This window comes from Planctomycetota bacterium (assembly GCA_035574235.1).
In the GTDB taxonomy this organism is placed as follows: Bacteria; Planctomycetota; MHYJ01; order MHYJ01; family JACPRB01; genus DATLZA01.
On sequence record DATLZA010000050.1, the window covers coordinates 1 to 18776 of the forward strand.

The following is an 18776-nucleotide window of genomic DNA, read 5'->3' on the forward strand; positions in this document are numbered from 1 at the left end:
AGAATTCAGACGAGCAGCGCCCCCACCGGTCGCCGGCCGGACGCCCAAGGCCGCGCGGATGCGTCCCTGAACCGAGGGAAACTTCGGGAATATCCACGCCCCAGCGGCCCCGCCTTCCCGTTCACTGGACGGAGCGAAGGCTGGAGTGTACCATGCCGGCGGCCTCGGTCCGAGACCGTGACCTCCGGGAAGCCCTCCCGAACCGGCACCCTCGAGAGGACGCATGGGCATGGCCCAGCCGAAGATCAAGGAGATCGCCAAGCATGGCAAGCGTTGACCCGATCATCCTCTTTTTTCTTCTCGGCATCGCGGCGGGACTCCTGCGCTCGGACCTGCGGATCCCGTCGGCCATCTACGATTTCCTGAGCATCTACCTCCTGCTGGCGATCGGTCTGAAGGGGGGCGTCGAAATCTCCAAGTACTCGCTCCTCCCGCTCCTCCCCAAGATCGTCGCGGTCGTCAGCCTGGGCATCGTGCTGCCTCTGATCGCCTATCCCGTTCTCCGCCGCCTCGGAGGATTCAAGCGCGCCGACGCCGCCTCGGTCGCCGCCCACTACGGCTCGGTGAGCGTCGGAACCTACGCGGTGGCCCTGGCGTACCTGGCGACCCAGAAAGTGGAATACGAATCGTACACCACGCTCTTTCTCGCGCTTCTCGAGATGCCCGCGATCATCGTGGGCGTAACGCTGGCCCGCGGAATCGGAGGCCAGACGCCCTGGGGCCGGATGGCCCACGAAATCCTCACCGGAAAGGCGATCGTCTGCCTCCTGGGCGGACTGCTCATCGGGTGGATCGCGGGCCACGACGGCCTGAAGTCGATCGAGGGGTTCTTCTTCGACCTCTTTCGAGGCATGCTGGCCCTGTTTCTTCTGGAGATGGGACTGCTCTGCGCGGCCCAGATGGGCGCCCTGCGCCGGTACGGAGCTTTTCTCGTCGCCTTCGGCATCCTGATGCCGCTCTTCTCCTCGGTCGTGGGCTGCGCCCTCGGCCGCACGCTCGGACTGTCCCCCGGGGGCACGGCGCTCCTGGCGGTGATGGCCGCCAGCGCATCCTATATCGCGGTGCCCGCCGCCATGCGCATCTCGGTCCCCGAGGCCAATCCGACCCTGTCCCTGGCCGCGTCCCTGGGCGTCACCTTTCCCTTCAACGTGATGGTGGGCATTCCGCTCTACCTGGCAATGGCCCGGTGGATCCACGCCCGGACATGAGGTGCCGCATGAAGCCGCATATCGCAAAGCTCGTCACCATCATCACCGAACGGGTCATCGAACCCGAGATCATCCGCGAACTCGACGCCCTGGGCGCTCCCGGATATACGATCTCCGATGCCCGCGGCAAGGGACACCGGGGCGTTCGAGACGCCGGCTGGGAGCATGGAGAGAACATCCGCGTCGAGGTGGTATGCGAGGACCGACTGGCCCAGGCCATCGCCGACGTTCTCCGGGAACGCTATTATGAAAACTACGCCATGATTCTCTTCATCAGCGACGTGCAGGTCCTGCGGCCGGAGAAATTTTCCGGCGGGAAGGGAGAATCGCCATGAAGCCCCTGGTCGGCGTCATCATGGGCTCGGCCTCGGACTGGGACACCCTGCGCCACGCGGCGGAAACCCTCGAGGCCCTGTCGATCCCCTATGAGGTCGAGGTGGTCTCCGCCCACCGCACGCCGGACAAGCTGTTTCAGTACGCCGGAGACGCGGCGGCGCGGGGACTGGAAGTCCTCATCGCGGGCGCGGGAGGCGCCGCCCATCTGCCGGGGATGACGGCGGCCAAGACGGTCCTGCCGGTCCTGGGCGTACCCGTCGCGACCCCGGCGCTTCAAGGCATGGATTCCCTTCTCTCGATCGTCCAGATGCCCGCGGGCGTCCCCGTCGGCACCCTCGCCATCGGCCGGGCCGGCGCCGTCAACGCCGCCCTCCTCGCCGCGGCGATCCTCGGGAACAAATACCCCAGGATCCGCGAGGCCCTCGAGGAATACCGCCGCAAGCAGACGCAGGCCGTGCTCGACCGGCCGGATCCGCGAAAGGAAGGCCCATGATCGTGGGCATCCTGGGAGGCGGGCAGCTGGCCCGCATGCTGGCGCTGGCCGGAACCCCCCTGGGATTGAACTTCCGCTTCCTCGATCCCCAGCCGGACGCCTGCGCGTTTCCCCTCGGAGAGGCGCTCGTGGGCCCCTTCGACGATCCGTCTTCGCTCCAGAACCTCGCCCGGAACGCGCGGGTGGTCACCTACGAATTCGAGAACGTCCACGTCGGAGGCGTCGAACACCTCGCACGCCAGGTCCCCCTCCTTCCTCCGCCGGGCGCGCTGGCCGTCAAGCAGGACCGCCTGCGGGAAAAGCAGCTTTTCGTCGAACTGGGCCTTCCGACGGCGCGCTTCCGGCCGGTCCAGACGGAGCGCGACCTCCGCGAGGCGGCGCAGGCGTTCGGCTTCCCGCTGGTCCTCAAAACCCGCTCGCTCGGGTACGACGGAAAGGGACAGCGGATCGTCCGTGGAGAGGAGGAAATGGACGGCGCGCTCGCCCCTTTCGGAGGCAGCCCCCTCCTCGCGGAGGAGTACGTCCCCTTCGATCGCGAGGTGTCCGTCGTCGCCGTCCGCGGGACGTCCGGGAACATCGCATGCTATCCCCTCGTGGAGAACGTTCACCATCAGGGCATCCTGCACCGCTCGAGGCCCCGGCCCGGCGATCCGTTCGCCGCCTCCGCCGCCGAGTACGCGCAACGGCTCCTGACCCACTTCGACTACGTGGGGGTCCTGGCTGTGGAATTCTTCCAGGTGGGCGCGCGGCTCCTGGCCAACGAGTACGCTCCCCGCGTTCACAACACCGGCCATTGGACCCTCGAAGGCGCGGAAACCAGCCAGTTCGAGAACCACCTTCGCGCCATCCTCGGCTTCCCTCTGGGAGCCACATCGGCCGTCCGCCCCGTCGTCATGATCAATTGCATCGGAGGCCTTCCGGACCGGGCGCGCCTCCTGGAAATCCCCGGCGCGCACCTGCACGCGTACGGAAAGCCCCCGCGGCCGGGCCGCAAGGTGGGCCATGTCACCCTGCGGGCGACGGACGAACGCGACCTCGAGGAAAAACTTGAGAAGGTGAAACGTGTCTTCACGGACAGCGGCCTCTGGCCTTCGGCTTCGCCGCCGCCCCGGTAACCCCCTCCCCGCGCCCGGCCCCCGTAACGCCCGACCCCGCGCCGGCTCAGGCTTCGGGCGCCGAAATGATCAAAATCGCCCGCGAAACCCTGGAACCCTACCTGGCTTCTCTTCTGGGCGCCCCGGTCCGCATCCTCGCGCTGGAACCGCTCCGCCCCGACGGACCCGCCGGCGCCTCCAAGCGGTATGGGTATGGAGCCCCCCTGCGCGTCGAATACGAAGCCGCCGGCCGCCTCCGGCGCGCCGTTCTGACCACCGTCCGCCCCGGACCCTTCGGCCACGAGGACATGTCCGACCGCGCCCGCCTCCTCCTCTGGAGCCACCGCGCCTATAACCGACTGCCCCGCCACGCGCGGTCCCTCGACGTGGGAGCGATCCTCGCCCCCGGAAACCTCGTTTCGCTGGGCGCCGCCGAGGAGTTTTTCCTTCTGACGAACTTCATCGAAGGCCGCGGCTACCACGAGGACCTCGACGGGCTCAAGAATCTCGAGACGCCGTCCGCCCTGGACCTCGGCCGGGCCGACGCCCTCTGCGATTACCTCTGCGAGATCCACCGACTCCGCGGCCCCGACCCCGCGCTCTACACCCGCCGCATCCGCGAGCTCGTGGGCCACCCGGAGTGCGTCATGGGCCTCATCGACAGCTATCCGCGCCGCCACGGCTTCATCACGCGCGAGCTCCTCCAGGACGTGGAACGCCTCTGCGTGGAATGGCGCTGGCGCCTCAAGGACCTCACCTACCGTCTCCGCCAGGTCCACGGCGACTTCCATCCGTGGAACATCCTCTTCCACGGCCCCCGCGAATTCACCGTGCTCGACCGCTCCCGCGGGGAATGGGGCGAACCGGCCGACGACGTCGCCAGTCTGACCCTCAACTACCTCTTCTTCGCCCTGCGCCGCCGCGGCCGCCCGGAAGGGGCGCTCGACGTCCTCTTCCGAAGATTCTGGAGCCGCTATCTCTCCCGGAGCGGCGACCGCCAGATGCTCGAAGTGGTCCCTCCCTTTTTCGCCTTCCGCGCGCTCGTCCTGGCCAGCCCCCTCTGGTACCCGGACCTCCCCGAGTCCGTCCGGCGGCTCCTCTTCCGCTTCATGCGCAACGTCCTCCGGCATTCCCGCTTCGACCCCGAGCGCGTGCCCTCCTACCTCGAACGCGATCCGTGAGCTTCGCCGTCTGGATCACGGGCCCGCCCGCCGCCGGAAAGTCCACCCTCGCGGCGGCCGTTCGCCGGGCCCTGGCGGCGCGCGGCCTGCGGGTCGCCGTCCTCGAGTCCGACGCGGCCCGCCGCCGGCTCACGCCCCGCCCCCGCTACGACGAAAAGGAACGCGAAGCGTTCTACGCCGCCCTGGTCTGGATCGGAAAACTTCTCGTCGATCACGGCGTGCCGGTCCTCTTCGACGCCACCGCCCACCGGCGCCGGTGGCGCACCCGCGCGCGCCGCCGAATCCGCCGGTTCCTCGAGGTCTACGTCCGGTGCCCGCTCGACGTCCGCCGCGCGCGCGATCCCAAGGGACTCTACCGCAAGGCGCGGGAAGGCCGCGCCCCCGCCCTGCCGGGCGCCGGCGTCCCTTACGAGCCGCCCGAAGCCCCCGACCTCGTCGTGCGCGGAGACCGGGACGACCCCGGCGAGGCCGCCCGGCGAATCGTCCGGGAACTGGCCGCCCGCGGGTACCTCAAGTAGGATGGGTCCCCCATGGAATGGCTCTGGATCGCGGTCCTGGCCGCCGTCCTCTTCGCGGCCAGCCTTGCCGTCACCGCCGCGATCCTGGTCCGCCTCCCGGCCGACTACTTCGCCCGCCCGGTCCGCCCCCTGCGCCCGGCGGGAGGCTGGACGCCGCTGCGCCTCGCCGCCGTCGCGGCGCGAAACCTCGCGGGAATCGTGCTCGTCCTCCTGGGACTGCTTCTTTCGCTCCCCGGAGTCCCCGGCCAGGGACTCCTGACGATCCTGATCGGTCTTTTTCTCATCGATTTCCCGGGAAAGTACCGCCTGGAACGGAAAATCATCGGCCAACGATCGATTCGACGCTGGGTGAACCGCCTCCGCGCCCGCGCCGGCCGCCCGCCCTTCCAGGTGCCGAACGGCCCCGCGCCCTGATCAGGCCGTCTCGTCGAGTTCCCGCAGAAGCGCCGCCGGATCCACTTCGTCGGGCATCCGGAGATCCCCCCGCGGGGAGAGACTCACGGTCCCCACCTTGGGCCCCGGCGGAAGACACGTTCTCTTGAACTGCTGGCGGTAGAAACGCTCCAGGAACACCTTCAGCCACCGCCGAATCTCCGCCGGCCCGTGCGCGCCTGCGAACGCCAGCTCCGCCAGCGCCGCCAGCTTCCGGGGACGGAACCCGTGCCGCAGATGATGAAAGAGAAAAAAGTCGTGAAGGATATATGGCCCGATGAGCGACTCCGTGGCCTGCGCGATCTTCCCCTCGGGCGTGGGCGGCAGAAGCTCCGGCGAAATCGGCGTCGCCAGCACCCGCTCCAGAACCGCCCGCGTAGGTCCGTCCGCCATACGCTCCGCGTACCAGCGTACCAGGTGGCGCACCAGCGTCTTGGGAACCGAAGCGTTGACCGCGTACGAGGCCATGTGGTCGGCGTTGTAGGTGCACCACCCGAGGGCCAGCTCCGACATGTCCCCCGTGCCCACGACGATCCCGCGATGGCGGTTGGCCAGGTCGAAAAGAATCTGCGTGCGTTCCCGGGCCTGCGCGTTCTCGTAGACGAGATCGTGGACCGACGGGTCGTGCCCGATGTCCCGGAAATGCTGCTCCACGGCGCGCCCGATGGGGATCTCCCGGAACGAAACCCCGAGGCGGCCCGCCAGATCGGCCGCCTGGGCCCGCGTGGCTTCCGTGGTCCCCAACCCCGGCATGCTGACCGCCAGCGCCTGGACGGGCGGCCGCTTCAGCTTCCGCAGCGCCTCCACCGTCACCAGAAGCGCCAGCGTGGAATCCAGCCCGCCCGAAACCCCGACCACCGCCGCCTCCGCCCCGGCCGCCAGAAGACGCCGCGCCAGGCCCGTGGACTGAATCGCCAGAATCTCCCGCGCCCGCTCCCCGACCGTGGCCGGATCGTCCGGCACGAACGGAGTCCGCGAGTACGCGCGATCCAGGCGTCCCAGAGGCGGCGGCGGTCCCAGGCGCTCGACCGCATAGCCGGCGCGGGCCGGCGAGGATCCGAACGTGACGTTCCTGGCCCGCTCGAAGGCCAGCCGTTCCACATCCACGTCGGCCGTCAGGAGCCCCCCTTCGAACGCGAACCGCGGCCCCTCCGCCAGGATCGTCCCGTTCTCCGCCACGAGCGCATGGCCCCCGTAAACGACGTCCTTGGTGGATTCCAGGGGTCCGGCGGAGACGTACACGTAGGCCGCGTTCAGGCGGGCCGACTGCTGCCGGACCAGATCCCGGCGATAATCGGCCTTCGCCACAAGTTCGTTGCTGGCGTTGAGCCCGAGGATGACCTGAGCGCCCGCCAGCGCATGTTCGCCGCTCGGCGGAAGCGGCGCCCAGAGATCCTCGCAGACCTCCAGGGCGAAGAGGAGGCTCCCCACCTCGAAAAGCTGCCGCGCCCCCAGGCGGAAGGTCCCCAGAAGCCCGTCCGCCACCGTCGCCTCCACGCCCGCGCCGGAGCTGAACCAGCGCCGCTCGTAGAATTCGCCGTAGTTCGGAAGATGGATTTTGGGCACCGTGCCCCGGACGCGCCCGCCGTGCAGGACGAACGCGCAGTTATACAGCCGGCCGTCCGGAGCCCGGTACGGCGCCCCCACCGCCAGCGCCAGGGGAAGCTCGGCCGTCCGGTCCGCCAGCTCCCGGAGCGCTTCCCGCGCGCGCGCCAGGAGCCCCTCCGAGTGGAAAAGGTCCTCGCAGGTGTAGCCCGTCAACGCCAGCTCGGGGAACGCCGCCACGCACGCCCCGCGCTCCGCCGCCCGCCGGGCCCAGAGGGCGATCTCGGCGGCGTTCCGGGCGGGATCGGCCAGATGAACCGGGGGACTCGCCGCCGCGACGCGATAGAAGCCCAGCGCACCGTAGTCCACGCGCATAGTATAGGGGGAATCGCCGCGGAAGGAGAGAAAATGGGAACCGCGTCCGGCGCTTGCGGAGCAGGCCCTTCCGGCGCTAAGCTGTCCGGACGCGTTCCGCCGAAGAACGCAAGGGAGGCCATCCGATGAAAGCGCTCGTCTACACGGCCCCGCGGCGCGTCGAGATCCAGGACCTTCCGCGCCCCGAACCGCGTCCCGGGGAGGTCCTTCTCCGCGTGGCGCTCACCGGCGTGTGCGGCTCGGACATCCACGGGTTCCTGGGCAAGAGCGAGCGCCGCAAGCCGGGGCTCGTCCTCGGCCACGAGGCGGTGGCGACCGTGGCCCAGGTCCACCCGGGCGTTTCCGGCTGGGAACCGGGCCGGCGCGCCGTGGTGAACCCGCTCCTGAGCTGCGGCGCCTGCCCCTCCTGCCTGGCGGGACGCCAGAATCTCTGCTCCACGTGGCAGCTCCTCGGCATGGACCGCCGCCAGGGGACCTACGCCGAGTACGTGGCCGTCCCCGCCGCGCAGCTCTATCCCGTCTCCGACACGCTCCCGGACGCCGCCGCGGTCCTCGCCGAGCCGCTGGCCAACGTGGTCCACTTCTACCGGATCTCGGTGACGGAGACCCCGGAAACGGCCGCCATCCTCGGCGTCGGAACGATCGGGACGCTGGCGCTTCTCCTGGGACGCCTGCGCGGAATCGGAAAGATCGTCGTCCTCGACCGGAACGCCGACCGCCTGCGGACGGCGCGCGAGCTGGGCGCGGACCTGGCGCTGGATACGCGGGAGCCGGGAGCGATCGAGGAAGCCCGCCGCTTCCTGGGGGACGGCGCCGAGTACGTCGTCGAGGCCGCGGGGCACGCCGAATCGCGCCGCGCGGCCGTGGCGCTCTGCCGCAAGGGCGGCCGGATCGTCTTCATCGGCATGGCCGACATGGAAACGAGCCTCCCCTGGATCGAGATGATCCGGGACGAAAAGGCCGTTCTGACGACCTTCGGATACACCCCCCGGGATTTCGCCGCGGCGCTGCGGCTTCTGGAGGCGGGCCGGATCCGGCTCGACCGCTGGACGGAGATCCGCCCGCTCGAGGAAGGCCAGGAGGCGTTCGTCAAGATCGCCGACGCGCCCGGCAACGTTCTCAAGATGGCGTTCCGGGTGTGATGCCGGCTCCTCATTTTGTTGCGCGCCGGGCCGCGGACGGGCTATCCTTTCCGGGACTTCCATGATCCACGGTTACAACCTCTACGTCGTTCCGCGCGACCCCGCCTTCCGCCCCACGCCGGCCCAGGTCCAGGAGACGGTCAAGTACCTCGTGGAGCGCCTGGATCTGGAGGGCCGCGAGTTCAGCGTGGACGGCGAGGACGAGCTGCCCCTCCAGGACGCCCTCGAGCGCCTGCGGGCGGCGGCCGGGTCTCCGACCGGCGGAGCGGAATGCCTGGTGTCCTTCGACGATCTGCTGTCGGGGGAGCTTTTCGGCTACGACCCCGAATCGGAAACGCCCGACGAGAACTACTGGGCGGACGAGCTGAAGATCCAGATCAACGGCGCCCCCTTCCCCTACGCCGACTGGGAGTACGAGGACGCCTGCTGTCCCAAGTGCGGCACCCGCATCGAGCAGATCGCCGATCTCCTCGTGGAGCTGCGGGTGACCCTCGAGCCCGTGCGCTGCGGCTGCGGCGCCGCCACGCCGCCGCACGAGCTGCGGATGACGAGCGGCGTGCGCCTGGCCCAGTTCGCCGTGGCCTTCCTGGGCAACCGCGGATGGCTCCACGAGGTGGAGGACGACCGCGAGGCCTTCAAGGACGACAGCTTCCTCCCCGCGCTCGAGGAGATCCTGGGCACCGATCTCGAAGTGCTGGCGATTTCCACGTAAGAGGCGGATCGCCGGAGGGGAAACAAAAAGCGCTCCTTACCCCACCTCGATCCGCCGGCGGGCCGGCGCCGGAACGCGCTCGCCGGGCGTGAGGATCCCGCGGTAGTTGAGGGGATCCGCCGCGGCCACCGAAATCGGCCCGCCCTCCGTCCCGCGCTTGCGCACCGCCCGAAGCAGCGCCACGGCCTCCGGAAGCGCGTACTGCTCCCCGGAAAAGCCCGCCACAAAACGGCCGCCCCGAACCTCGCCGCGCAGCTCCCATCTCCGGTAGACCCGCACCAGATCGCGCCACGGCACCGGCTGGCGCTCGCGATCGAGGACCCGCCGGAAGACCACCCCCGTGCGGCGAAGCAGCTGCCGCGCCACGAATTCGACCGCCTCTTCCGAAAAGGGACCGTCGGTCGTCCTTCCCGCGTCTCCGCGAAACAGGCTCCAGCGGCCGGGCACCGCCGCCGGCCCGCGGCGACGCGAGGCCGGAACCAGGAGCCAGCGCAAGCCCCCGAACGAGTCGCACGTCGCCAGCCCCCGGCCGATGAGCTCCCCCAGCGCCCGCTCCAGGTGCTCCGGCAGAAGCCCCGCGGCGCGGCCGAGCTCCTGAAGGAAGAGCGCCCCGCGCAAAACGAGCGCCTCCCAGGCCTGCCGCGCCGGTCCCGAAAGCCCCTCGCGATCCGCCGGAGGGGCCAATCCCCGCCACCGCTCCGCCTCCTCGCGCGGCAGAAGACACACGGGCGTCGTCCGAATCGCCGCCGCGCCGCTGCCCCACAACCGCCCCCAGACGACCTCCCCGGAAAGCGTGAGCTGGTCCAGCCATTCGCGGCGGTACTCCCGCACCCGGGCCGGCAGGACCGAGCCCTCCCACGCCGCCGCGGGAATCTCCACCCCCGCCAGCTGCCGGACGACGTCCAGAAGCCCCCGCGGACCTTCCGCCCGATGCTCCGCGTCCACGTGCTGCCAGCAGGCCAGGAACCGCAGAAACTCGGCCGCCGTCACCGGCTCGATCTCCCGGCGGAGCCGCTCCAGCGTGTACCGGTGAATCCGCGCCAGAAGCCGCCGCTCGCACCACCCGGGGCGACCCTCGAAACGTCCGCGGAGGACCACGCCCTCGGCCTCCAGCGCGTACAGGAGAGGGTCCTCCAGGAAGACCGGCCCCAGCGCCTCCAGCCGCCCGCGCAGCACCGCCTTCGGGTCCCGCGACGCCTCCGCCGCGAACCAGCGGTCTCCTTCCCGGACCACCCGGCCCGCCGCGGCGAGTTCCTCGATCCACGCGCGCCACGGGCGCGCTTCTTCGTCGGTGACGTATCCCATCCAGAGAAGCGCCTCGTGCAACTCCTCGGCGTTTTCCGGCCGCGGCCAGGCTTCCTCGCGCACCCTCCGGATCGCCTCCGGGTCGAGCGCCCCCAGCTCGTCCGCCGTCCGGGCGTCGAGCGTCCGGCGCGCCAGAACCGCCTGCGTGCGGCGCTCCTCGAGCGGCGCGTCGTCGAGGAACGTGTAGGGCTGGGCCGCCAGGATCCCCGCCGCAAAGGGCGAAGGCGCCGGCAGATCCACCGCCCGCCGTTCGATCCGTCCGTCCCGCAGCCCCCGGAGAACCTCGAGGAACCCCTCCACGTCCATCGCCTCGGTCAGGCAATCCTCCACCGTCTGACGCACGAGAGGATGGTCCATCGGAACCTCGAGGTCCCCCCCCGGAAGCGTTTCCGGACAGGCCGCCGCCTGCGGGAACGCCGCCGCCAGAAGATCCTGAGCCCGCATCCGCAGAAGCGCCGCCGGGACGCGCCGGCCTCCCTGAAAGCGCTCCACCAGCAGCGCCCTCTGGACGTTCCACCGCCAGCGCGTTTCGAACATCGGCGCCGCCAGAAGCGCCTGAACGAGAAGATCCCGCGCGGTGTTCGGGTGCAGATAATCGAACACCGCCTCCAGGGGAAAGCTGTGCTGCGGCCCGAGCGAGAGAACGATCGCCTCCTCGTTGGCCGCGGCCTGAAGCTCGAACCCGAAGCCGCGACAGAAGCGCTTGCGCAGCGCCAGACCGAACGCCCGGTTGACCCGCCCCCCGAAGGGGGCGTGCAGCACGAGCTGCATGCCGCCCGATTCGTCGAAGAAGCGCTCCAGGATCAGGCGCTTCTGAGTCGGCGCCGCCCCGAGCGCCCGCCGTCCCGCCTCCAGGTACTCGGCCGCCTGGACCGCCGCCGCTTCCGAAAGGCCCGTCTCGCGCACCAGCCACTCCGCGTCCCGGCACTCCTCCCGCAACCGGGCGATCTCCGCGGAAAGCTCCGCCGTCCGCGACGGCGCCTCCCCCAGCCAGAACGGAATCGTGGGCGGCTGACCCCGCGCATCGGCCACCCGCACCACCCCGGGTTCCACCTTAAGCACCTTCCAGGAGGCGTTCCCAAGCTGGAAGATGTCGCCCACGTTCGACTCGACGGCGAAGTCTTCGTGGAGCGTACCGAGAACGGTCCCCTCGGGCTCGAGAACCACCTGGTAATCCGCCGTGTCCGGGATCGCTCCGCCCGAGAGGATCGCCGCAAGCCGCGCCCGCCGCGTGGCGCGGAGGCGGCCGCCCACGCCGTCCCGGTGAAGAAGCGCCCGCCGGCCCTGCGCGTGCAGCCGCACCGCCGCGTCGAAATCCTCGCGTGAAAGATCCCGATAGGGCCACGAGCGGCGCGCCAACTTCCAGAGTTCCTCCTCCTCCCACGTTTCCGGCACGCACGCGGCCACGATCTGCTGGGCCAGGATGTCCAGCGGCCTCGGCGGCTGAGGCGTCCGGTCGAGCACCCCCTGCCGCACGCAGCGAAAAAGCGCCGCCGCCTCCACCAGCTCGTCGAGCGTCAGCGGGAAAAGCCGCCCCTTGGGGACCTTCCGGAGCGCATGGCCGGAACGTCCCACCCGCTGGAGGAAGGTGGCGATCGATCGCGTGGCCCCCACCTGGATCACGAGATCCACGTCCCCCACGTCGATCCCCAGCTCGAGAGACGCCGTCGCCACGAGCGCCCGGAGCCGCCCCTCCTTCAGCCGCCGCTCGGCCTCCAGCCGATGCCGCCGCGAGAGGCTCCCGTGATGGCTCGTGACGTGTTCCTCCCCCAGACGCTCGGCCAGCCGGGCCGCCAGCCGCTCGGCCATCTTGCGCGTGTTGACGAAAACGATCGTGGTCCGATGCTCCCCGATGAGCTCCGCCATCCGCGCGTAGATCTCCTCCCATGTTTCGTGGGAACAGACGGCGGAAAGAGGGGACTTCGGCACTTCGACCGCAAGATCCAGTTCCCGGAAGGTGCCGGTGTCTACGAGGGCGCACGGGCGGTCCGGCCCCACGAGAAACCGCGCCACGTCCTCGAGGGGTTTCTGCGTGGCCGAAAGGCCGATCCGCTGAACCGGCCCCGCCAGCGCCTCGAGCCGCTCCAGCGAGAGCGCCAGGTGCGCCCCCCGCTTGTCCCGGGCCAGCGCATGGATCTCGTCCACGATCGCCGTGCGCACCGTCCGCAGGAGCCCCCGCCCTCCCTCACTCGTCAGAAGAAGATAGAGCGATTCCGGCGTGGTCACAAGGATGTGCGGAGGCTTGCGGGCCATCCGCGCGCGCTCCGACGCGGGGGTGTCCCCGGTCCGTACCAAAACCCGCACGGCCGGCAGAAAGGGATCGTTCGCCACGATCTCCGCCAGCGGCCCCGCGAGATTCCGCTGGATGTCGTGGCTCAGCGCCCGAAGCGGGGAAACATAGAGAACCCGCGTCTCGTCCGGAAGATGGGGCCCCTGACGGATGAGCCCGTCGATCGCCCAGAGAAAGGCGGCCAGCGTCTTGCCCGTCCCGGTCGGCGCGGCGATGAGAACATGGCCCCCCTCGCGGATCCGCGGCCATCCCTCCCGCTGAGGCGCGGTCGGCGACCCGAACCGCGCCCCGAACCACCGGCCGACCGCGGGGTGGAAGGAGTCCAGAACCATAATCCTTCAGCGTACGCTCCGGCTGCGACCGGATAGGTCACTTCACCCGGCGCACTTCCGAAGCGCCTCGAGGTGCCGGGGTATCGCCGTCCGCGGATCCTCGGCCGCCTCGTATTCGAGCGTCACGTACCCCCGGTAGCCCGCCTTGCGCAGGAGTCCGAAGATCCGGGCGTAGTCGGCGGGCTCCTTCTTCCCGGCGCGGTGGACCTCCACTTTCACCTGGCAGGTGACGGCGTACGGGGCGCAGCGTTCCAGCTCCGCGTACGGATCCTCGCTGTGGAAGTTGCCGCCGTCGAGGTTGAAACCGAACCAGTCGTGCCGGATTGCGCGGGCGAATTCCAGCATCCCGTCGGCGGTCGCCACGACGCCGCCGTGGTTTTCGAGCGCCAGGACGACGCCGCGCCGGCCCGCGTGGTCCAGGCACGCGCGGATGCACTCGATCGCCCATCCGCGCGCGGTCGCCTCATCCACCCCCCGGGGGGCGCGCCCCGCGAAGATGCGGATGGCCGGCGAGCCCAGCTCCGCGGAGACGTCGATCCACTGCCGGACCCGCGCGATCTCCCGCTCGCGCTCCTCACCCGGCGGCAGCGTGAACGTGTTTCCGATCGGGGTGCCGGTGATGTCGAGCCCCAGGCGGATCGCTTCGCGCTTGAGCTTGAGGACCGCCTCCGGCGCGATCGGCTTCCGGAAGTAGTATTCGGTCAGTTCCACTCCGTCGAATCCCCAGTCGGCGCTCTTCTGAAGAAACTGCTCCAGCGTCATCGTGGGATTCTTGAGATCGAGCTCCTTGCGGAGCGAGTAGGCGGCCAGGCTCAGCCGGTACCGCGGCGGCGCGGCGGGCGGCTCCTGGGCCCCGGAGACCGCCGGAAGCGCCACGGCGCCCGCGACTCCGGCCTTCAGAAAGAGACGGCGGCTGGCCTGAACGTCCCTCATGGTCCGGTCCTCCCGAGACGAATCACGAATCGTGAATATATAACGCCCCTCGAGAAGCGCCGCCACCTTTGAACCCGCCGCGGGTTTTTCTCTTGAGCCTTGCGCAAGGAGCCCGCCATGATCCGCCGCCCGCGCGCCGCCATCGCCGCCGCCGTCGCCCTCCTGGCCGCCGTCGCGTTCGCCCTCCAGGATCCGCCGCGCCCGCCGCGGCCCGCCGACGCCCCCATCGTTCCCGCCGCCGAACTTCCCGTCCGGCCGGGAACACGCCTGTCTCCCGGCGGCACCTACGACAACCAGCCCGCTCTCGCCGTCGCCTCCGACGGCACGCTGTGGACGGCCTACGTGCGCTACGTCAACCGGAAGGCGGACGAGGTCGTCGCCGTCCCGCGTCAAGGCGATCGCGTTTCGGCCCCTCAGGCGATCTCGTCGCGACCGGGCCAGTACATCCGGCCCGCCGTCGCCGCCTCCGGAAAGGACGTCTGGTGCGTCTGGACCCGGACCGAGCCGGACCGGGTGGCCTCGATAGAATTCAGCCGATGGCACGACGGCGCCTGGTCGCCCGCCCGGCGGCTCCTTCCCGACGAGACGCGCCCCCATCAGAATCCCGAGATCGCCGCCGGCCCGGACGGCCGCGTCGCCGTCGTCTGCCAGATCCACGTCGGCCGCGAATATGACATTGCGCTTCTTCTCTGGAACGGGAAGGAGTGGCTCGCGCCCCAGATCCTGAGCGCCCCGGGCGCCAACGACTGGGATCCCGCGGTCGCCTTCGACGCCCAGGGTCGGTGGAACGTCGTCTGGTGCGCCTTCGACCGGGGCGACTACGACGTCTGGTTCCGGCGCGAGGGCGCGGCGCCCCGCCGCCTGTCGGCCCGCGGAGAATACGATCTGCACCCGTGGATCGCGGCCGCGCCGGACGGAACGCTCTGGACGTCGTGGGACGTGGTGCGCATCCCGCGGCACGGCAATTCGGGGCGCACGACGATCACCGGGGCCAACCGGCCTTACGACAAGGTCGAGGGCGGCTATCAGGACGGGACGACCCTTTCGGTGGTCGAAGTCCGGGTCATCGACGGGGACGCCGTGCGCCGTCCGGGGCGGCCGCGCGACGAAATCCAGGCGCCTCAAGGCTACCGGATCGCCCACACGGCGCTGGCGAAGGTGGCCGTCGCGCCGGGCGGCGAGCCGTGGGTGTTCCACCGCGTGCTCCGCCGGGCCGCCCGAACGGGGGGCATCGGCTTCTATTGGGATCTGGTCGGCCGGCCCTTCCGCGAGGGACGCTGGGGCGAGCCCGTGCGATTCGAAGGGGCGGACGGCTATCTCGAGGAGCCCTCCTGGGCGGCGGGGCCGGGCGGGCTCTTTGTCGCCTACGGCGGCGAACGGCGGATTGCGCACATCCCCCCCAGGCCGGTCCAGGACAAACCCGAGGCCCCGACGATTCACGACGAGTCCGTTCCCCACGACCATCACCGGGACTTCGACGCGAGCCGGGGATGGAACGGAGAAGTGTATCTGGCCGCGGTGACGGACGCCTCCGCTCGGGGCCCCAACGCGTCCGATCTGCCGGAAGCTCCCCCGCCGGCCGAAGCCGGGGTGGCGGATCTGCCGCGGGTGGAGCCCTATGAAGTGACCGTGGGCGGAAAGACCTACCGCCTCCTCTGGGGAGACACCCACCGCCACTCCAACGTTTCCCGATGCAGCCAGGGGAACGAGCCGTCGCCGGACGATCTTTATCGCTACGGAACCGATATCTGCCGGTACGACTTTTTCGCCCTGAGCGATCACGCGGAGGACCCGCGGCAGGCCGGCTACGACGTGATCGACTACTATTGGTGGAAGCAGCAGAAGCTCGCGGACCTCTACCACGTGCCCGGGTTCATGAGCGTGCTTTACAACTTCGAGTGGTCCCTCACGTACCCGCACGGCCATCACAACACGATCTTTCCTTCGCGCCCGACGATCCGGCTGGACCGGAGCCTGGCGGCCTCCTCGACGCTGGCCGGAGGCTGGAAGTTGCTCGAGAAGAACGGCCTGCGCGCGATCACGATCCCCCATACCGGAGCGGATCCCGGCATGGGCACGGCGTGGGAAGTCCAGGATGACCGCTACCAGAGGCTCTGCGAGATTTTCCAGGCCTGCCGGGGTTCCTACGAGCATCCCGGATGTCCCCGGGAGTTCTTCAACACCCGCAACAAGAAAGGCTTCTACTGGAACGCCCTCGAGAAAGGCTACCGCATCGGCGTCATCGCCTCGAGCGACCACGGGTTCGGCGTGGCGTACGCCTGCGTCTACGCGCCGGAGAACACGCGCGAGGCGGTCTGGCAGGCGATGTGGGACCGGCGCACGTACGGGGCCACGACCTACGGGCTGGTCCTGGACCTCAGAAGCGGCCAACGTTGGATGGGCGAGGCATGGACGTCCGAGGACGCGCCGGAGCTTGAAATTTACGTGCGCGGGGCCAAGCCTCTGCGTTCGATCGAGATCCTGGGCCGCTCCCGGGTGCTCTATTCGGAAGGGAGCGTCGAACGCCCGCTCCATGTCGCGGAACGGCGCCTGCGCTGGACCGACCCCGAGTGGGCGGCGCAGGAGAAAGAGCAGTGGTACTACGTGCGCGTGATTCAGGTGGACGACGAGATGGCGTGGTCGAGTCCCGTCTGGGTCCAGCCGGCGCGGCCGCGGCGCTAGCGCCCGACGCGTCGGCGCGCCGCCGAGCCGCCTTGACACGCTTCCGGCTCCGTCGTTAGGCTCGAGGCATGCTCCTCCGAGCCCTGGCGCTCGCGACGCTCGCGGCCCTTCTCTCCTGCGCGTCCGCCCGGCCCCGTTTCGCCTTCGATCCGGAGCGCGAGGAAGGCGTCCATGGCGGCGTGGACGTGGAATGGTGGTACCACTTCGGCTGGCTCTCCGGCGAGGCGGGCGGCCGGTGGGCGTGGTTTTCCTCCTTCTTCCGGTATCAGCCCAAGGAAGGGCCTCTCGTCCGCTACCTCATTTATGACCTCACCGACCTGGAAACGGGGGAGCGCAGCTACGTCTCGCGCGTCGGGGCGGAAGCGCTTCCCGCGATCGCCGCGGTGACCGGAAACCCGAAACCGCCGGAGCCCCATGGAGTGATTCCCGGCGCGCCCCGGGAGCGGCCGGGGGATCCCCTGCGCCTGACGTACGGGGACGATCTCTTCGAGCGAACGGGCCCGGGCGCGTACCGCCTCAAAGTCGGCCCCGTGGATCTGGAACTTCGCGCGCAGGCCCCGCCCATCCCCGTGGAGGGGACAGGGCTGACGGGCCTCCACCGGCCCGACGACATGCACTATTACACGATCCCGCGGCTGGCCGCCGCCGGGGCCGTCCGCGGCCGCCGGGCCGCCGGGACGTTCTGGTACGACCATCAATGGGGCGCCTCCTGGGTCGGCCCCACGATCGGATGGTCCTGGTGGGGGCTTCAGTTCGACGACGGAACCAGCGCCAACGCCTACGTCCTGCGGGACGTCGCCTCGGGGTCGGTCCATCGTTCGATCCTCACGTGGAACGACGGTCGGGTCGAACGGCTCGAAGCCCGGCCGCTCGAGGAATGGCAGGCGCCTTCCGGAACGCGCTATCCGATTTCGTGGGAGCTTTCCGCGGGCCGGTATCGCCTGAAGATCGAACCTCTCTTCAAGAATCGCGAGTGTCCCATTCTCGGCGGAACGACGATTTGGGAGGGACCGGTCCGCGTTTCGGGCAGCCTTTCCGGCCGCGGGTTCCAGGAACTCGTGGGGTACTCGAGGCGATAGCTCCGCCGGAACGCCGCCCGCTCACTCCTGAAAGATCGGAAGATAGCGGAACGGGATCTGAAGGACGAGGGTGGCGCACGAGGTGCCGAACGCCCCGCCGTACCCGTCCTGTTCCCATCCCCCGGTCTGCCGGTTCTGGGACTGAAGCAGCTCGTTGCGCACGACGGCGTACCCGCGGGTCCAGAAGACCGGCTCGCGGCGCTTGGCGAAGAAGCAGGCCTGTCCCGCGTAGAGGTGCGCGTAGTAGTCGTGGTGGCCGCCGCGCCCCCGGCGGCCCGTGAGGAAATCCATGAGGGCGGACATGCCGCGCTTGACTTCCGGAGCATCGTAGAGGCCGTACATCGCGAAGACGCACATCCCCGCCGCCGTCAGGGCGTAGGTCCCCCCCGACCCGCGCGACCCCAGACTGTAGGCGATCGTCCCGTCCGGATAGCTCGACCGGCGGATGTAGTCGATGCCTTTGTCGATCACGCGTTTGTTGACGGCGATGCCGCCGTTGCGGGCGGAGCGGAGCGCCTGCACCTGCGTGATCGTGACCGATCCCTCATGGCCGTTGGGCAGCGGCTCGTAGGTCCATCCGCCGTTGGGGTCCTGGCTCTGCTCGATGATGGCGACGGCCTTCTGGAGGCGCTCCTTGACGCTTTCGTCCCCCAGGTCCACCATGTCTCCGCACATCCCGTAAAGCTCGGCCAGGAACCAGGTGGCGTACCCGTGGCCGTGCATTCCCGAACCGCCGAGCCCCCGTCCGGCCGCTTCGTTGATGTACCCGGACCGGGAGCAGCACTTGAGGATGAACTGAAGACACCGCCGGACGTTCTTGGCGTACGGGCCGCGCACGGGCGTCGAGTTGCTGGCCAGGAACGCCAGACCCGCCAGCCCCGTGAAGGCGACCTGGCACGTGGAGCCGATGGCCCCGGAAGTGTACTGATTGCGGGCCAGCCATTCGAGGCCGCGGCGGATGGCCTGCACCTGTTCGGGAGTGACTTCCTGGAACGCGCCGGGCGCGGAATCCTCCTGGGCCGCCGCCCACGCGGGGACGCCCAGCGCCGCCGCCTTGAGAAACTCGCGACGGTTCATCTTCCTAGGAATTATACGCCGCGCAAGGCCCCGGCCGGGAGA

15 protein-coding genes are annotated in these 18776 nt (G+C 69.9%); 11 read left to right on the plus strand and 4 right to left on the minus strand.

The window, feature by feature from the left end:
• Positions 1-263: 263 nt before the first annotated feature.
• The 7 genes from VNO22_03720 (at position 264) to VNO22_03750 (ending at position 5244) form a co-directional block, all read left to right on the plus strand.
• On the plus strand, positions 264-1208 hold the full coding sequence (locus VNO22_03720; protein HXG60460.1) for a sodium-dependent bicarbonate transport family permease: 945 nt from the start codon (positions 264-266) through the stop codon (positions 1206-1208).
• A gap of 8 nt (positions 1209-1216) precedes the next feature.
• The gene (locus VNO22_03725) at positions 1217-1543 is read left to right on the plus strand and encodes a transcriptional regulator (protein ID HXG60461.1); all 327 of its coding nucleotides are present in this window, start codon (positions 1217-1219) and stop codon (positions 1541-1543) included.
• Positions 1540-2037, plus strand: coding sequence for a 5-(carboxyamino)imidazole ribonucleotide mutase (purE, locus tag VNO22_03730; protein ID HXG60462.1), 498 nt, complete (start codon positions 1540-1542; stop codon positions 2035-2037). The genes VNO22_03725 and purE overlap by 4 nt, the downstream gene beginning before the upstream one ends.
• A complete protein-coding gene (locus VNO22_03735; GenBank protein ID HXG60463.1) occupies positions 2034-3152 on the plus strand; it encodes a 5-(carboxyamino)imidazole ribonucleotide synthase in 1119 nt (372 codons plus the stop codon). Before purE ends, VNO22_03735 begins: the two co-directional genes overlap by 4 nt.
• A 65-nt stretch (positions 3153-3217) precedes the next feature.
• A complete protein-coding gene (locus tag VNO22_03740) occupies positions 3218-4312 on the plus strand; it encodes a phosphotransferase (GenBank protein ID HXG60464.1) in 1095 nt (364 codons plus the stop codon).
• The gene (cysC, locus tag VNO22_03745) at positions 4309-4830 is read left to right on the plus strand and encodes an adenylyl-sulfate kinase (protein HXG60465.1); all 522 of its coding nucleotides are present in this window, start codon (positions 4309-4311) and stop codon (positions 4828-4830) included. Before VNO22_03740 ends, cysC begins: the two co-directional genes overlap by 4 nt.
• 12 nt (positions 4831-4842) lie before the next feature.
• Positions 4843-5244, plus strand: a complete 402-nt coding sequence (locus VNO22_03750) for a hypothetical protein (protein ID HXG60466.1) — start codon at positions 4843-4845, stop codon at positions 5242-5244.
• Here the strand turns inward: VNO22_03750 and VNO22_03755 are convergent, their stop codons facing one another.
• Complete coding sequence (locus tag VNO22_03755; protein ID HXG60467.1) at positions 5245-7176, minus strand: NAD(+) synthase; 1932 nt, start codon at positions 7174-7176, stop codon at positions 5245-5247.
• A gap of 131 nt (positions 7177-7307) precedes the next feature.
• Between VNO22_03755 and VNO22_03760 the strand changes: the two genes are divergently transcribed.
• Both VNO22_03760 and VNO22_03765 read left to right on the plus strand, forming a co-directional pair.
• Positions 7308-8324 (plus strand): alcohol dehydrogenase catalytic domain-containing protein, encoded by a 1017-nt coding sequence (locus VNO22_03760; protein ID HXG60468.1) that lies wholly within the window; start codon positions 7308-7310, stop codon positions 8322-8324.
• Positions 8325-8385: 61 nt separating this feature from the next.
• Entirely contained in the window at positions 8386-9036 is a 651-nt protein-coding gene (locus tag VNO22_03765) for a hypothetical protein (protein HXG60469.1), read from the plus strand.
• 36 nt (positions 9037-9072) lie between these two features.
• Here the strand turns inward: VNO22_03765 and VNO22_03770 are convergent, their stop codons facing one another.
• A complete protein-coding gene (locus VNO22_03770) occupies positions 9073-12963 on the minus strand; it encodes a DEAD/DEAH box helicase (protein HXG60470.1) in 3891 nt (1296 codons plus the stop codon).
• Positions 12964-13005: 42 nt separating this feature from the next.
• Positions 13006-13896, minus strand: a complete 891-nt coding sequence (locus tag VNO22_03775; protein ID HXG60471.1) for a sugar phosphate isomerase/epimerase family protein — start codon at positions 13894-13896, stop codon at positions 13006-13008.
• A gap of 117 nt (positions 13897-14013) precedes the next feature.
• Here VNO22_03775 and VNO22_03780 point away from each other — a divergent pair, with 117 nt between their 5' ends.
• On the plus strand, positions 14014-16578 hold the full coding sequence (locus tag VNO22_03780) for a hypothetical protein (GenBank protein HXG60472.1): 2565 nt from the start codon (positions 14014-14016) through the stop codon (positions 16576-16578).
• Between the two features lie 68 nt (positions 16579-16646).
• A complete protein-coding gene (locus tag VNO22_03785) occupies positions 16647-17657 on the plus strand; it encodes a lipocalin family protein (GenBank protein ID HXG60473.1) in 1011 nt (336 codons plus the stop codon).
• A gap of 21 nt (positions 17658-17678) precedes the next feature.
• Here the strand turns inward: VNO22_03785 and VNO22_03790 are convergent, their stop codons facing one another.
• Positions 17679-18734 carry a prenyltransferase gene (locus VNO22_03790; GenBank protein HXG60474.1) on the minus strand — a complete coding sequence of 352 codons (1056 nt, stop codon included), beginning with the start codon at positions 18732-18734 and terminating at the stop codon, positions 17679-17681.
• Positions 18735-18776: the final 42 nt, after the last annotated feature.

Bases quoted from the DNA above. Each gene is read 5' to 3' on its own strand.
- VNO22_03760 (HXG60468.1), top strand. From the start codon at position 7,308: ATGAAAGCGCTCGTCTACACGGCCCCGCGGCGCGTCGAGATCCAGGAC.
- VNO22_03735 (HXG60463.1), top strand. From the start codon at position 2,034: ATGATCGTGGGCATCCTGGGAGGCGGGCAGCTGGCCCGCATGCTGGCG.
- VNO22_03780 (HXG60472.1), top strand. From the start codon at position 14,014: ATGATCCGCCGCCCGCGCGCCGCCATCGCCGCCGCCGTCGCCCTCCTG.
- VNO22_03790 (HXG60474.1), bottom strand. From the start codon at position 18,734: ATGAACCGTCGCGAGTTTCTCAAGGCGGCGGCGCTGGGCGTCCCCGCG.
- VNO22_03720 (HXG60460.1), top strand. From the start codon at position 264: ATGGCAAGCGTTGACCCGATCATCCTCTTTTTTCTTCTCGGCATCGCG.
- VNO22_03725 (HXG60461.1), top strand. From the start codon at position 1,217: ATGAAGCCGCATATCGCAAAGCTCGTCACCATCATCACCGAACGGGTC.
- VNO22_03740 (HXG60464.1), top strand. From the start codon at position 3,218: ATGATCAAAATCGCCCGCGAAACCCTGGAACCCTACCTGGCTTCTCTT.
- purE (HXG60462.1), top strand. From the start codon at position 1,540: ATGAAGCCCCTGGTCGGCGTCATCATGGGCTCGGCCTCGGACTGGGAC.
- VNO22_03785 (HXG60473.1), top strand. From the start codon at position 16,647: ATGCTCCTCCGAGCCCTGGCGCTCGCGACGCTCGCGGCCCTTCTCTCC.
- VNO22_03775 (HXG60471.1), bottom strand. From the start codon at position 13,896: ATGAGGGACGTTCAGGCCAGCCGCCGTCTCTTTCTGAAGGCCGGAGTC.
- VNO22_03770 (HXG60470.1), bottom strand. From the start codon at position 12,963: ATGGTTCTGGACTCCTTCCACCCCGCGGTCGGCCGGTGGTTCGGGGCG.
- VNO22_03750 (HXG60466.1), top strand. From the start codon at position 4,843: ATGGAATGGCTCTGGATCGCGGTCCTGGCCGCCGTCCTCTTCGCGGCC.
- VNO22_03765 (HXG60469.1), top strand. From the start codon at position 8,386: ATGATCCACGGTTACAACCTCTACGTCGTTCCGCGCGACCCCGCCTTC.